The organism is Rubrivirga litoralis, from assembly GCF_031846415.1.
Classification (GTDB): Bacteria; Bacteroidota; Rhodothermia; order Rhodothermales; family Rubricoccaceae; genus Rubrivirga; species Rubrivirga litoralis.
Window position 1 is genome coordinate 26,874 of the sequence record NZ_JAVRHT010000032.1, and the last position, 14,058, is coordinate 40,931.

The 14,058-nt window shown below is 73.7% G+C and carries 15 protein-coding genes; 11 read left to right on the top strand and 4 right to left on the bottom strand.

Annotated elements, in window-relative coordinates:
• Positions 1-257: 257 nt before the first annotated feature.
• Positions 258-386 (bottom strand): hypothetical protein, encoded by a 129-nt coding sequence (locus RM540_RS12600; RefSeq protein WP_311664625.1) that lies wholly within the window; start codon positions 384-386, stop codon positions 258-260.
• Positions 387-424: 38 nt separating this feature from the next.
• Between RM540_RS12600 and hisB the strand changes: the two genes are divergently transcribed.
• Complete coding sequence (hisB, locus tag RM540_RS12605) at positions 425-1,021, top strand: imidazoleglycerol-phosphate dehydratase HisB (protein WP_311664627.1); 597 nt, start codon at positions 425-427, stop codon at positions 1,019-1,021.
• A gap of 129 nt (positions 1,022-1,150) precedes the next feature.
• Here hisB and RM540_RS12610 read toward each other — a convergent pair whose 3' ends face one another.
• Complete coding sequence (locus RM540_RS12610) at positions 1,151-1,474, bottom strand: ArsR/SmtB family transcription factor (RefSeq protein ID WP_311664629.1); 324 nt, start codon at positions 1,472-1,474, stop codon at positions 1,151-1,153.
• A gap of 110 nt (positions 1,475-1,584) precedes the next feature.
• Here RM540_RS12610 and RM540_RS12615 point away from each other — a divergent pair, with 110 nt between their 5' ends.
• From RM540_RS12615 to RM540_RS12625, 3 genes are all read left to right on the top strand, one after another.
• Positions 1,585-2,151: a YeeE/YedE family protein gene (locus tag RM540_RS12615; RefSeq protein WP_311664632.1), complete on the top strand. Its 567-nt coding sequence runs from the start codon at positions 1,585-1,587 to the stop codon at positions 2,149-2,151.
• Positions 2,152-2,155: 4 nt separating this feature from the next.
• A complete protein-coding gene (locus RM540_RS12620) occupies positions 2,156-2,749 on the top strand; it encodes a YeeE/YedE family protein (protein WP_311664634.1) in 594 nt (197 codons plus the stop codon).
• An 88-nt stretch (positions 2,750-2,837) separates the two neighbouring features.
• On the top strand, positions 2,838-4,277 hold the full coding sequence (locus tag RM540_RS12625; protein WP_311664636.1) for a rhodanese-like domain-containing protein: 1,440 nt from the start codon (positions 2,838-2,840) through the stop codon (positions 4,275-4,277).
• A 96-nt stretch (positions 4,278-4,373) separates the two neighbouring features.
• On the opposite strand, the gene RM540_RS12630 is transcribed toward RM540_RS12625, so the two are convergent.
• A complete protein-coding gene (locus tag RM540_RS12630) occupies positions 4,374-5,873 on the bottom strand; it encodes a SulP family inorganic anion transporter (protein ID WP_311664638.1) in 1,500 nt (499 codons plus the stop codon).
• Positions 5,874-6,250: 377 nt separating this feature from the next.
• Between RM540_RS12630 and RM540_RS12635 the strand changes: the two genes are divergently transcribed.
• Positions 6,251-6,661, top strand: a complete 411-nt coding sequence (locus RM540_RS12635) for a hypothetical protein (protein ID WP_311664640.1) — start codon at positions 6,251-6,253, stop codon at positions 6,659-6,661.
• Between the two features lie 27 nt (positions 6,662-6,688).
• On the opposite strand, the gene mazG is transcribed toward RM540_RS12635, so the two are convergent.
• The gene (mazG, locus tag RM540_RS12640) at positions 6,689-7,588 is read right to left on the bottom strand and encodes a nucleoside triphosphate pyrophosphohydrolase (protein ID WP_311664642.1); all 900 of its coding nucleotides are present in this window, start codon (positions 7,586-7,588) and stop codon (positions 6,689-6,691) included.
• A 531-nt stretch (positions 7,589-8,119) separates the two neighbouring features.
• Between mazG and RM540_RS12645 the strand changes: the two genes are divergently transcribed.
• From RM540_RS12645 to RM540_RS12670, 6 genes are all read left to right on the top strand, one after another.
• Complete coding sequence (locus tag RM540_RS12645) at positions 8,120-8,647, top strand: single-stranded DNA-binding protein (protein WP_311664644.1); 528 nt, start codon at positions 8,120-8,122, stop codon at positions 8,645-8,647.
• A gap of 165 nt (positions 8,648-8,812) precedes the next feature.
• The gene (locus RM540_RS12650) at positions 8,813-10,171 is read left to right on the top strand and encodes a hemolysin family protein (protein ID WP_311664646.1); all 1,359 of its coding nucleotides are present in this window, start codon (positions 8,813-8,815) and stop codon (positions 10,169-10,171) included.
• Positions 10,172-10,254: 83 nt separating this feature from the next.
• Entirely contained in the window at positions 10,255-11,160 is a 906-nt protein-coding gene (locus tag RM540_RS12655; RefSeq protein ID WP_311664648.1) for a penicillin-binding transpeptidase domain-containing protein, read from the top strand.
• Positions 11,161-11,304: 144 nt separating this feature from the next.
• Positions 11,305-12,888 (top strand): SLC5/6 family protein, encoded by a 1,584-nt coding sequence (locus RM540_RS12660; RefSeq protein WP_311664650.1) that lies wholly within the window; start codon positions 11,305-11,307, stop codon positions 12,886-12,888.
• Between the two features lie 273 nt (positions 12,889-13,161).
• Positions 13,162-13,608, top strand: coding sequence for a hypothetical protein (locus RM540_RS12665; RefSeq protein ID WP_311664652.1), 447 nt, complete (start codon positions 13,162-13,164; stop codon positions 13,606-13,608).
• A gap of 62 nt (positions 13,609-13,670) precedes the next feature.
• Positions 13,671-14,057, top strand: a complete 387-nt coding sequence (locus RM540_RS12670) for a hypothetical protein (protein WP_311664653.1) — start codon at positions 13,671-13,673, stop codon at positions 14,055-14,057.
• The last annotated feature ends 1 nt before the right edge of the window (position 14,058 follow it).

Sequence of the window (14,058 nt, forward strand, 5' to 3'; positions counted from 1 at the left end):
CGAAACGGTCGGCCCCGCTACAGAGTGCGGCGGCCGGCTGACAGGTCGGGTGTCAGCGGGCAGAGATGCCCGCCCCGCCCATGCTGTGGGCGGGCACACTGGGCGGGGCGGGCACGCTGGGCGGGACGGATTCGTAGGGACACCGCGCGTGGTGTCCGCATTCGCCCGGCGGCGCACCACGCCACGGGCGGGGCGGCGGCGTCCAGAACCGCCCCGCCCTTGGGGTGCGCCTGCGTCGGACCCGGCGCGTCGTGTCCCTACGGGTGCCCGTCGTCAGGCCGCGCCGCGGCGGGCGGGGCGGCGCCCTCCGCGACCGCCTCGCCCGTCGCCGAGCTTCCGGCCGTCTTCCGCCCCGCCCGCGTGCCGGGGCCGGGCGGGGTGGGCATCTTCCGCCTTCCGCCTTCCGCCTTCCGCCTTCCGCCGCATGCCCGACCTCCCCGCCCGCACCGCCACCGTCGAGCGCCAGACCGCCGAGACGACCGTCCGCCTCACGCTCGACCTCGACGGCGGCACCTACCGGAACGCGACCGGCGTCGGGTTCCTCGACCACATGCTCGACCTGTTCGCCCGCCACGGCCAGTTCGGGCTGACCGTCGAGGCCGAGGGCGACCTCCACGTCGACGACCACCACACGGTCGAGGACGTCGGGATCTGCCTCGGGCGCGCGCTCGGGCAGGCGCTCGGCGACAAGACCTACGTCGCCCGCTACGGCGAGGCGACGGTCCCGATGGACGAGGCCCTCGCGCGTGCCGTCGTCGACCTCTCGGGCCGGGCGTACCTGGTGTTCGAGGGAGACTTCCGCCGCGACACCGTCGGCGACCTCTCGACCGAACTCGTCGAGCACTTCTGGTGGAGCGTGGCCGAGCACGCCCGGCTCACGCTGCACCTGGACGTGCTGCGCGGGCGGAACGACCACCACAAGGTCGAGGCCGTGTTCAAGGCCGCCGCCCGCGCCCTCCGCGCCGCCGTCGCCCGCGACGCGACGGGCGACCGGCTCCCGAGCACCAAGGAGGCGCTGTAGGCGGAGTCGTGGAGGCAGGCAAGGGACAGGTCGAGCGCACCCACCCCGCCCCTTTGACGGGAGCGGGGCGGGGACGAGCGGCCACCCTGGGCGGGGTGGCGAGCGCGGGGCGGGGCGGCTCGCCGCCGCTTACGACGCCGGCCCGTCCTCCTCGTCCGTGAGCGCGTCGCACACGAGGTCGCAGAGCGCCCTCAGCGTGGGGTCGGTGATCCGGTAATGGACGTGGAGCCCGTCGCGGCGGCCGGCCACCACGCCGGCCTCGGCGAGCTGGCGGAGGTGCTTCGACGTGTTGGCGTGGCTCTGCCCGGTGTCGGACGCGAGCTCCTGGACCGTCCGCTCGTCGGCGTCGTAGAGCGCGCGCAGGAGGCGGAGCCGCGTTGGGTCGCCGAGCAGGCGGAACCGGGCCGCGGCGGCATCGAGGAGCGTGGACGGGACGAGCGGGACGTCGGGCATGGGGCGTCGGGGCGAGCCGGAAGCTAGGGACGGGGGTCTTTGTCGTCCCTTCGAGAACAAGTGGACAACCGGTCAGTTGTACGATCAACCAACCAGTTGTGCGCTGCCCCATGAACGCCGTCTCCCCCCTCCCCTGGTACGTCGCCGGCCCGCTCATCGGGCTCATCGTCCCCGCCCTCCTCGTCGTCGGCGGCAAGGTGTTCGGCCTGTCCGCTAACCTCCGCCACGCCTGCGCCGCCCTCCCGGCGGGCCGCGCCCGCCCCGCGTTCCTCCGCTACGACTGGCGGAGCACCGGGACGTGGAACCTGGTCTTCGCCCTCGGGATCGCCGTCGGCGGCTTTCTCGGCCTCCGCGTGTTCGCGGACCCAGCCGCCCCGCTCGCGCTCTCCGCCGACACCGTCGCCGCGCTCGCGGACCTCGGCGTGACCGACCTCGCCGGCGTCGTCCCGGCCCAACTCATCTCGTGGGCAGGGCTCGCCACGCCGGCCGGCGCGCTCATGGTGCTCGGCGGCGGGTTCCTCGTCGGGTTCGGCGCCCGGTGGGCCGGCGGCTGCACGAGCGGCCACGCCATCTCCGGGCTCGCCGACCTCCAGGTTCCGTCGCTCGTCGCCGTCGTCGGCTTTTTCGTGGGCGGCCTCGCCGTCGTCCACCTCCTCCTCCCCGCCCTTCTCGGATAAGCCCATGCGCACCGACATCCCCACCCCGCTCGACCGCGGCGACGGCGCACCCCGCCGGGCGGCCAGCCTCCCCCCCACGCTGGGTTCGTCCGACCCCGGCGAGTGCCTCGACGCCGAGCAGGTCCCCGCGGCGCTGCGCCCGCGCGCGCTTGCCGAGGGGAACGCGCCGCTCATGCTCGCGCTCTACGGCGCCCTCGGCGCCGCGCTCGGGCTCGTGTTTACGCAGGCACAGGTGATCTCGTGGTTCCGCATCTACGAGATGTTCCGGTTCGAGTCCTTCCACATGTACGGCGTCATCGGCTCGGCCGTCGCGACGGCCGCGCTGGGGCTCTGGGCGATCCGCCGGTTTGGCGTCACGACGATCCACGGCGAGCCCATCGCCGTCCAGCCGAAGGCGTGGGGCGGCTCGCGCGTGCCCGGCGCCCGCTACTGGATGGGCGGGCTCACGTTCGGGGCGGGGTGGGCGCTCCTGGGCGCGTGCCCCGGCCCGCTGTTCGCCCTCCTGGGCGGGGGCGTGACCGTCATGGCCGCCGCGCTCGCCGCCGCCCTCGCGGGCACCTGGGCCTACGCCCTCCTCCGCGACCGCCTGCCCCACTAGTCCTCTCCCCGCCCCGCCCTCCCGCCGGGCGGGGTGGCCGCCACTGTCTGCCCGACTCCACCCCGCCCCGCCCGACCTCAAAAGACCCATGCTGCTCCGCCAAATCCACGACCCCTCGCTCGCCCAGTACGCCTACCTCGTCGGCTGCCAGAAGACGGGCGAGGCCCTCGTCGTCGACCCCGAGCGCGACGTCGACCGCGTCCTCGCGCTCGCCGCCGAGGAGGGGCTGACGATCACGCACGTCGCCGAGACGCACATCCACGCCGACTTCCTCTCGGGCGCGCGCGACCTCGCCGAGCGCACCGGCGCCCGGCTCTACCTCTCGGCCGAGGGCGAGAGCGCGGGGTGGGGCTCGGACTGGGCCGAGGGCCGCGACGACGTCACGTTCTTGCGCGACGGCGACACGTTCGCCGTCGGGAACGTCGAGGTCCGCGCCGTCTACTCGCCGGGCCACACGCCCGAGCACCTGGCCTACCTCGTGACCGACCACGGGGGCGGGGCGGACGCGCCGATGGGCCTCCTCTCAGGCGACTTCGTGTTCGTCGGCGACCTCGGCCGGCCGGACCTGTTGGAGCAGGCGGCCGGCCAGGCCGGCGCGCAGGAGCCCGCCGCCCGCCAGCTCTACGCCTCCGTCCAACGCTTTCTCGACCTCGACGACTTTGTTCAGGTGTGGCCTGCCCACGGGGCCGGCAGCGCGTGCGGGAAGGCGCTCGGGGCGGTGCCCCAGTCGACGGTCGGGTACGAGCGCCGCTTTAACGGCGCCATCGACGCGGCGCGGCGCGGCGAGCCGGCGTTCGTCGAGGCCATCCTGGACGGCCAGCCCGAGCCGCCGCTGTACTTCGCGCGGATGAAGGCCCAGAACCGCGACGGCGTCCCCCCGCTGGCGGCGCTCCCGACGCCGCGCGCGCTCGCGCCGGACGAGCTGGCCGCCCCGCCCGCGGGGGCCGTCGTCGTCGACACGCGGCCGGATCGGTCGGCGTTTATGGCGGCGCACCTGCCGGGCGCGCTCTACGCCCCGCTCGGGTCCACGTTCTCGACCGTCGTCGGGTCGTACGTGACCGACCCCGAGACGCCGCTCGTGCTCGTCGTCCCCGAGGGCGGGGTGGGCGAGGCCGTCCGGGCGCTGGTGCGGATCGGGCTCGACCGGGTCGTGGCGTACGCCACGTACGAGACGCTCGCGGCCTACGCCCACGGCGGCGGCGACACGGCCGCGATCCCCGAAGTCGACTTCGAGGCCGTCGCTGGCCGTGCGGGCGGGGCGGCCGTGCTGGACGTCCGCCGCCAAGCCGAGGTCGACGCGGGCCACGTGCCCGGCGCCGCCCACATCGCCCACACCCGCCTCGCGGACCGGCTGGACGAGGTCCCCGACGGGTCCCCGCTCTACGTCCACTGCCAGAGCGGCGCCCGGGCGGCCGTCGCGGGCGCATTCCTGGCCTCGCGCGGCTACGACGTGGCGTACGTGAACGACGGGTTCGCGCACTACCGCGAGGTCGGCCCGGTCGAGACCGGCGAGCCGGCCGGCGTCTGATCCACCCCGCCCCACCTCGCACCGACGCGTCTGTCGCAGCGGGCGGGGCGGGACCTAGGCGATCCACCCCGCCCAGAGTTGCCCGGGGCAGGGCGGCTAGTGGAGCGCGAGCTCGGCGCCCGGCTTGTCGTGCGTGCCCAGCCGCTCCAGGAGCGACGCGCTCCGCTCATTGAGGCCGACGACCTCGACCTCGACGCCGCGCTTGCGGTAGCGGAGCACGGCCTTGTCGATGGCGGCGACGGCCGAGCCGTCCCACACGTGCGACTGCGACAGGTCGAGGACCACGCGGTCGACGTCCTCGTCGTAGTCGAAGAACTCCAGGAAGCCGTTGACCGTCACGAAAAAGAGCTGGCCGGTCACGACGTACGTGTGCTCGCGCCCGCCCGAGCTCTCGCGGACCTCCATAAACGCGTGGTCGGCGACGGCCCGCGCAAAGAGGAGCGCGCTGAGCACGACGCCCACGAGCACGCCGATCGACAGGTCGTGCGTGTAGACGACCGTGGCGACGGTCACCAGCATCACGGCCGTCTCGCCCTTGGGCGCGCGGCGGATGGCGAGGATCGAGCCCCAGTCGAACGTCCCGATCGAGACCATGATCATGACGGCCACGAGCGCGCCCATCGGGATCATCACCAGCCAGTCGCCCAGGACCAGGATGAACACGAGCAGGAAGGCGCCGGCCGAGAACGTCGAGAGCCGGCCCCGCCCGCCCGACGACACGTTGATGACCGACTGCCCGATCATGGCGCACCCGGCCATCCCGCCGAAAAAGCCCGTGATCACGTTGGCGATGCCCTGGCCGCGCGCCTCGCGGTTCTTGTCCGAGCCCGTGTCCGTCCGCTCGTCGACGATCTGCGCCGTCAGGAGCGACTCGATCAGGCCCACGAGCGCGAGCGCGAACGAGATCGGGAAGATGATCTCCAGCGTCTCCAGCGCGAACGGGACCGCCGGGAGCGAGAAGAACGGGAGCTCGGTCGGGAGCTCGCCCATGTCGCCGACCGTCTTGAGCCCGAACCCGGTCATGAGCGACACGAGCGTGAGCACGACGATCGCGATGAGCGGCGAGGGGATGGCCGTCGTGAGCCGCGGGACCCCGTAGATGATGGCCAGCCCGGCGGCCACGAACGCGTACATCGGCCACCCCGCCCCGGCAAACTGCGGGAGCTGCGCCATGAAGATGAGGATGGCGAGCGCGTTCACGAACCCGACCATGACGGCCTTGGGCACGAACTTCATCACGCGCCCCAGCCGGAACGCCCCGAACGCGAACTGGATGACGCCGGTCAGGATCGTCGCCGCGAACAGGTACTCGAGCCCGTAGTCGCGGACGAGCGTGATCATGAGGAGCGCCATGGCGCCCGTCGCCGCCGAGATCATCCCGGGCCGGCCGCCCACGAACGCCGTCGTGACCGCGATCGTGAACGAGGCGTAGAGCCCCACCTTCGGGTCCACGCCGGCGATGATCGAGAAGGCGATGGCCTCGGGGATCAAGGCCAGGGCCACGACGACGCCGGCCAGCAGGTCGGCGCGGACGTTCCCGAACCACTCCTCGCGGAGCACGGCGGGCGAGAAGGAGGCGGGGAGGCGGAGCGTCAAGGGCGGGGCGGGGCTCGCGGGCGGGGCGGCACAAGAGCGGGACGCGCACACGGTGCGCGTCCCGGGCGCCGACGGGGGTATCGGCGGCTGGAGCAGAACCTATGGTCCCAGACGGCCACGTCCACCCCGCCCGGGCATATTCCTCCACCTTTGACTGGCACGACGCGTAGTCTTAACGCGTTGCCGCACACTACGCCGGCCGAAGCGCTTCCAGGAGCGTGTCACGCCGAACCGTGGGGCGGGGCGGCGGGCGCTTTCCCGTCCCTTGGCCTTTCAATCGCGCAGTCTCCACGCGTCCCCCGTTGGGAGAGCCGCCCAGGCTCCGTACTTACGGGAGCGCCCTGCTTGCCCCTTTCCCGCCCCGCCCCCTTCGGCCCGTGACTTCCCGAGACGCCGAGACGGCCGTGTTCCCGCTCCACGAGTACGGCATCGCCCAGCCGACGGGCCGCGTGCAGGCGCCGGACATCGTCGCGCTCAGCCTCGCCCTGACGAGCCACGCCGACTGGCGCCCCGGGTTTACCGAGGTCTGGGACGTCCGCTTCGCCGAGAGCGTCGACCTCGTCCCGAAAGACGTCCCGACGATGCTGGACGTCGAGCGGAGGACGCGGGAGGCGCTCGACGGGAGCACGACGGTCATCGTCGCCACGCGGCCGCTCATCCTGTTCTCGGTCAAGTTCTACGCCCGCCTCGTCAAGCCGCTGGGGCGGACGGTCGTCGCCGCCGACTCGTCGCAGGCGGCGGCGGCGCTCCTCGGCGTCGACGCGCTCCCCGACCTCCGGGCGCGCTAGCTCCGCGCGCGCTAGGCGCCGCCCGCCTCACCCCGCCCCGCCCGCGGCGCCTTCCGTGGCCGCGCCCCGCCGCTCGGCGGCCTTGGCCTCGTCCCACAGCGCGTCCATCGTGTCCAACCCGGCCTGGGCGGGGCGGGCGCCGCGCTCGGCGAGGGCGGCCTCGACGTGGCGGAACCGCCGCGAGAACTTGGCGACCGTCCGGCGGAGCGCCGTTTCGGGCACGACGCCCCGGAGCCGGGCGTAGTTGACGACGGCGAACAGGAGGTCGCCCACCTCGTCCTCGAGCGCGTCCGCCGTCTCCGCCGCGCGGACCTCGGCGGCCTCCTCGTCGACCTTGGCCCACGCGCCCTCGGCGTCGGGGAAGTCGAACCCGACGGCGGCGGCCTTGGCCTGGACCCGCTCGGCGCGGAGCAGGGCCGGGAGCGCGTCGGGCACGCCGTCGAGCGCCGACGGCGCCTCCGCCCCGCCCCCATTGGCAGCCCCGCCCGCGGCCTCGGCCCGCTCGGCGCGCTTGACGGCCTCCCAGGTGCGGGCCACGTCGCCCGCCCCGCCCACGACCTCGTCGCCGAAGACGTGCGGGTGGCGGCGGACGAGCTTGGTCATCTCGGCCCGCATCACGTCGGCCACGTCGAACGTCCCTTCGGTCTCGGCGATGTGGGCGTGGAAGAGGACGTGGAGGAACAGGTCGCCCAGCTCCTTCTGCATCTCGGCCGGGTCGCCGGCGTCGACGGCGTCGACGAACTCGTAGGCCTCCTCGATCGTCAGGTGCTTTACGCTGTCGTGGGTCTGCTCACGGTCCCACGGGCACTCGCGCCGGAGCCGCCGGACGATGGCCACGAAGTCGGCGTAGAGGGCGGGGTGGGCCGCGGCGCGGTCGGCGTCGCTCAGCCCGAGGGCGTCGAGGTCGTAGGGGAACGGCGTGGGCACGGCGGAAGGCGGAAGGCGGAAGGCGGAAGGCGGAAGGCGGAAGGCGGAAGGCGGAAGGCGGAAGATGCCCACCCCGCCCGGTCACGGCACGCGGGCGGGGCGGGAGACGGCCGGAATGTCGGCGGGCAGCGGGCAGCGGGCAGCGGGCAGAAGATGCCCCACCCCGCCCGTAGAACGCGAGGGCGGGGCGGGGCGGCCGCCGTAGCGGCGTTGCACGCAACGCCGCCGGGCAGCACCGTCGGGCGGGGCGGATTCGTAGGGACACCACGCGTGGTGTCCGCATTCGCCCGGTGGCGCACGACGCCACGGGCGGGGCGGTCCCGGGCGGGGCGGCGGGACTCGAGCGGTGACGCGCCGCTGGCACCCGCGCTCGGTATTTTCGCCGACGCACGGTTACCCCGCCGCCCCGGCGGTGTCTATCCTTGCCCGCCGCGGTCGACCGACCGCGGCGCCCGAACGGCCGGCCGACGTACGGACCGGCGGATTCATGTTCCAGGGAGCGCCACCCCGCCCCCGCACCCCCCCAGCCTCATGGCACGCGGAGTCAACAAAGTCATCCTCATCGGCAACCTCGGGCAGGACCCCGAGCTCCGGTACACCGGCAGCGGCACGGCCGTCTGCAACATGCGCCTGGCCACGTCCGAGTCCTACAAGGACCGCGACGGCAACCAAGTCGAAAACACCGAGTGGCACACGGTCGTCGCGTGGGCGCGGCTGGCCGAAATCTGCGGCGAGTACCTCAAGAAGGGCTCCCAGGTCTACTTCGAGGGCCAGCTCCAGACCCGACAGTGGGAGGACCGCGACGGCAACTCGCGGTACACGACCGAGGTCAAGGTCCGCGAGATGACCATGCTCGGGGGCCGCGACGGCGGTGGCGGCGGCTACGACTCGAACGACGGCTACGACCAGTCGCCCCGCCCGCAGCGCCAGCCCCAGGGCAACGCCCAGGGCAACGGCGGCGGGCGCCCGCAGGGCGGCGGCCGGCCCCAGCAGCAGCAGGCCCCGGCCGGCGGCGGCGACGACTACTCGTTCGAGCCCGACGACGACCTCCCCTTCTGATCCGGCCGGACACGCGCTCTCGCTGGGCGGCGGCCTCCGGGCGGCCGCCCGGCGTCTGTTCGGGCGCCCCGCCCGAACCTCTCGGCGCTAGGTTGGTTTGCCCCACCCCGCCCAGGGCCGCACCCGCGCCCCGGGCCGACCGTCGCACTGCCCGGTCCTCCCGCCTTGGACCCCGCCTCTAGTCCGGCCCTCGCGGCCGCCCTCCTCGCCGACGCGCTCCCCAGCCCCGTCGCGCTGGCCGTGCAGATCGGCGTGTTCGTGCTCCTCCTCGTCTTCTCCGCCCTGTTCTCGGGGTCCGAGGTGGCGCTGTTCTCGATCACGCCCGGTGAGCGCGAGGGGCTCCTCGAGTCGGGGTCCTCGGCGTCCGCGCGCGTGGCGCGGCTGCTGGACCGGCCGCGGCGGCTGCTCGTGGCCGTCCTGCTCCTGAACACGGTCGTCAACGTGGGCGCGGCCATCCTGTCGACGCAGCTCGTCCTGGCGGCGGCGACGGGGTTCGGGTGGAGCCCGACGGCCGCGATCGTGGCCAACGTGGTCGGGCTCACGTTCGTCCTCCTCGTCGTCAGCGAGGTGGCCCCAAAGCTGGTCGCCAGCCGGCAGCCCGTGTGGTTCGCCGAGCGCGTGGCCGGCCTGCTCACCCCGCTCGTCGCCGCCGTCGCCCCGCTCGCCGACCTGCTCGCGAACATGGCCTCGGGGCTCCAGGCCCGGTTCCGGTCCGAGGCCGAGCCGCTCTCGTCGAGCGACATCAAGACGATGGCCGACGTGGGCGAGGCGCAGGGCTCGCTTGAGGAGGAGGAGCGGGCGCTCATCCACTCCATCGTCGAGTTCGGCGAGACGACCGTCCGCGAGGTCATGGTCAGCCGCGTCGACATGACGGCGCTGAGCGCCGACGCCTCGCTCGACGAGGCGCTCGACATGATCCGCGAGAGCGGCCACAGCCGGTTCCCGCTCTACCGCGACCACCTCGACAGCGTGCTCGGCGTGGTCTACGCCAAGGACCTGCTCCCCCACGTCGACGGCGAGGGCGGGGCGGCGACCGTCCCCGACTGGGTGGCCCTGGCGCGGAAGCCGCTCTACGTGCCCCCGACCAAGCCGCTCGACGACATGCTCGCCGACTTCCAGCGGACGAACACGCACATGGCGATCGCCGTCGACGAGTACGGCGGGACGGCCGGGCTGGTCACGCTCGAGGACCTCCTGGAAGAGGTGGTCGGCGAGATCCGCGACGAGCTCGACAGCCCCGAGGACGACACGCTCGTCTACGCCGTCGAGCCCGGCGTCTGGCGCGCCGAGGGGCGCGTCGACCTGGACGACCTGGCCGAGGTGGTCGGCGTCGACCTGGACACGGGCGCGTTCGACTTCGAGACGCTGGGCGGCCTCATCCTCCACCTCGTCGGCGACATCCCCTCGGCCGGCGACGAGGTCGACTACGAGCGGCTCCGGCTCCGGGTCACGGCCGTCGAGGACAACCGGATCGGCGAGGTCCGCGTCGAGGTCCTGCCCGTGCCGGAGCCCGAGGGCTCGTGAGCGGGTGACGGGTGACGGGTGACGGATGACGGGTGACGGATGACGGGTGACGAGCTTGTCGCCTCCACCCCGCCCCGCCCGCCGTGCGTCTTCTGCTCACCGCCCTGATTATCGCCGCCTGCGGGTCGCCGCCCCGCCCCGAGCCCGCGACCGCCCCGCCCGCGGCTCACGCCGCAGCGGGCGGGGTGGCCGACACGGTCCGCGCCGACTGGGGCGGGGCGTTCGAGCGCCGCGGCCTCACGGGCACGTTCGTGCTCTACGAGCCCGGAGCGGGACGCAACCCGCCGGGGCGCAACCCGCCGGGGCGCAACCCGCCGGGGCGGACCAGCCGCTACAACCCGGACCGGGCGGCCGAGCGGTTCGTGCCGGCCTCGACGTTCAAGCTGTACAACGCGCTCGTAGCCCTCGAAACGGGCGTCGTGGGCGACCCCGACTCGGCGTTCGCGTGGGACGGCGTCGAGCGCAGCGTGCCGGCGTGGAACCGCGACCAGTCGCTCCGGGACGGGATGCGAAACTCGACGGTCTGGCTCTACCAGCGCGTCGCGCGCCGCGTCGGGGCGGGGCGGTACCGGGCGGCGTTCGCGCGCGAGCCCTACGGGAACGGCCTCGTCGGCGACTCCGTGGAGACGTTCTGGCTGCTCGGCCCGCTCGCGGTCTCGGCTGACGAGGAGGTGGCGTTCGTGGACGGCCTCCGCCGCGGCGCCCTCGCGTTCTCGCCCGAGACGCAGGCGGCGGTCCGCGACCTGGCGCCGGTGCTCGTCGACACGGCCGGCGTGCGGCTGCGGGCCAAGACGGGCCTCGCGCTCCGGGCGGGGCGGCCCGACCTCGGCTGGCTCATCGGATGGGTCGAGCGGCCGGACGGCGACGTCGTGTTCGCGCTCAACGCCGAGGCCGCCGGAGCGGGCGCCGCCGACCTGGTCCCGGCGCGGCTGGCCGTCGCCCGCGAGATCCTGGAGGGCGAGGGGCTCCTGCCCCGCCCCGCCCGGTAGCGCCCGCCGAGACCGGTAGCACCCGCCGAGACCGGCCGGGAGCCCGCCCCGCCCTCGGCGCCGGGGCGGGGCGGCAGACGACGGGCCGCCGGGGGCGGGGCGGCGTGCTAGCTTCGGGCTTCACGCTCCGACAACACGCTGCCTGTGGCCGACTCCACCCCGCCCCCGTCCGACGCCGCCGACCGCGGCATCTGGTCCTCGAAGCTCGGGTTCGTGCTCGCCGCGAGCGGCTCGGCGATCGGGCTCGGCAACATCGTCTTCTTCGCCTCCAACGCCTACCAGTTCGGGGGCGGGGCGTTCTACCTCCCCTACTTCATCGCCCTCTTCGTGATGGGCATCCCGGTGATGATCGCCGAGTTCTCGATCGGGACGCGGACCGGGCGGAGCTTCCCGATGGCGCTCCGGGCGCTCGTCGGCAAGCGGGGCGAGTTCGTCGGGTGGTGGTCACTGACGAGCGCGCTCTTTATCACGATGTACTACGTGGCGCTCTTGGGGTGGGCGCTGTGCATGATGGTCGCGGCGCTGGGCGGGCTCATGGAGCCCGGGGCGACGGCCCCGTTCGAGCCGTTCCTGGAGCCGACGGCCGGGCCGAACGCGCAGGTCTACTTTTTCAAGATCCTCGCCACGTGGTGGCCCATGCTGGCCGTGATCGCCATCTGGGCGATGACGCTCCTGGCGCTCTGGAAGGGGACCGAGACGATCGAGAAGACGGTCCGCGTGGCGGTCCCGCTCATGTGGCTGTTCATGATCGTCCTCATCGTCCGCGGCGTGACGCTGCCGGGCGGCACGGACGGCGTGATGTACCTGTTCACGCCCGACCTCTCCGGCATCTCGAAGCCCGACGTGTGGAAGGGCGCCTTCAGCCAGATGTTCTTCTCGCTCTCGCTGGGCCTGGGCACCATGACGGCCTACGCGAGCTATCTGCCCAAGGACTCGGACCAGGTCAACAACTCGTTCATGGTGAGCCTGCTCAACTGCGGGTTCGAGTACATCGCCGGCATCGCCATCTTCTCGATGCTCTTCGCGTTCTCGCTCAACCCGGCCGGCTCCTCGATCTCGCTCTCGTTCTTCGTCATCCCGCAGGGGATTTCGGCGTTCCCGTTCGCGGTGAAGGCGTTTGGGTTCGCGTTCTTCTTCCTCATCGTCATGGCCGGCGTGACGAGCGCGATCTCGCTCGTCGAGGGGATGGCCTCGGCCATCATCGACAAGACGGGCGCGCCGCGCGCGACGGCCCTCGCGTGCGTGGCCGTGCCGGGCGTGGTCGGCTCGCTCATCGCCACGCTCCCGATGATCGTCGACCCGGGCCTCGGCGAGAACGGGACGGTCGGCCTCAACTTCCTCGACATCCTCGACCACTGGGCGTTCGGCTACAGCCTGCTCACGGTCGGGCTGATCGAGACGATCCTGCTCGGGTGGGTGTTCGGGGCCGCGAACCTGCGGGCGTTCGTGAACGAGCACGCCGCGCTCCAGCTCGGCGCGTGGTTCGACGTCTTGCTCAAGTTCGTCATCCCGGCTATCCTGGCGACGGTCATCGTGTGGAACCTGTGGATCGACCTCGTCGACGGCCCTCTCTACGGGTCGACCTACCCGCTGGGTGCCGTCGACTGGTTCCCGGTCGTGATCCCGCTGGCCTGGATCGTGGGCACGCTGGCCGTGGCGACGTACTTCACGTCGCGCGACTCGGCGCCGGAGCCGGCCGAGCCGGCCGTGGCCCAGTTCGAGCACTAGGGCACCCTTCGGGTGGGTACAGGGTACCGAGTACGAGGTACGGACCGATCTGACCTCGGTGCACACGTACCCCGTACCGAGTACCCTGTACCTACCTGCACGTTAGCTCTAGCGGGCGGGGCGGTGCCCGTGCGTTGGCCCACCCCGCTCTCTGCACGGCAGGCTGGCTCTTTCGCGTCGACCGCCCCGCCCGCAGTCGATGTGGGCGGGGCGCCGACCGCCCGGGCGGGGCGGAGTAGCGGGGGGCGGGGCGGCGGTGTTAACCTGGCCTCCATGCGCCACCCCGCCCGCCTGCTCGCCGTCCTCCTCGTCGCCCTCGGGGCGAGCCTGGCCGCCCCGCCCGCGCTGGCCCAGAGCGTGGTCTCGGTCGAGCCCGAGGCCCCGACGGTCGGCGAGCCTGTCTACGTCACGTTCTCGGAGCCCGTCGACTCGGTCACCGTCGTGTACCGACCGGGCGCGATCTCGGCCGTGAGCGAGACGTTCACGCCGGGCACGGCGGCCTTCGAGTTCACGCCCGACCGAGCCGGCGTGGTGTCGGTCGCCGCCGGCAAGGCGTCGCAGAACCTGTCGGTCCGGTTCCGGTCCGCCCCGCTCGCCGGCCTCGTCGTGATGGTGCTCGCGGGGCTCGTCCTGTTCGGCGGCGCCGCCGTCTCGATGCGCGCGCTGCTCTCGGACGGCCACCGGATCGAGGTCGACCCGGCGCTCCGGCCGGACACGTGAGCCGGGGCGGGGCGGGACCGGCGAACGACCGAGCGCGCACGCCCGGCCGCCCCGCCCGCGCCGTGCTTCTCGCCGCGCTCCTCGCGAGCGGGGCGGTCGGCGCCCCAGGCGCCGCGGCGCAGGTGCTGGCCGACACCACGGGCCGCCCCGCCCCGGCGAGCGCGGCGCCCCCACCGCCCCGCCCGGCGGACGACTGGCTCGGCCGCGACAAGGCGCTCCACGCCGGCGCATCCTTCCTGCTCACGCTGGGCGGTCAGTACGTCCTCGTAAACAAGGCGGGGCTGTCGGACGACGGCGCGCTGCCGGTCTCGGCCGGCGTCGCGCTGGGCCTCGGGCTCCTCAAGGAGACGGCCGACGTGAACCGCGAGGTCCACCCGCTGTTCTCGTGGCGCGACCTGGCCGCCGACGCCCTCGGCGTGCTGCTGGCGGCGCTGCTGATCGAGCTGTAGG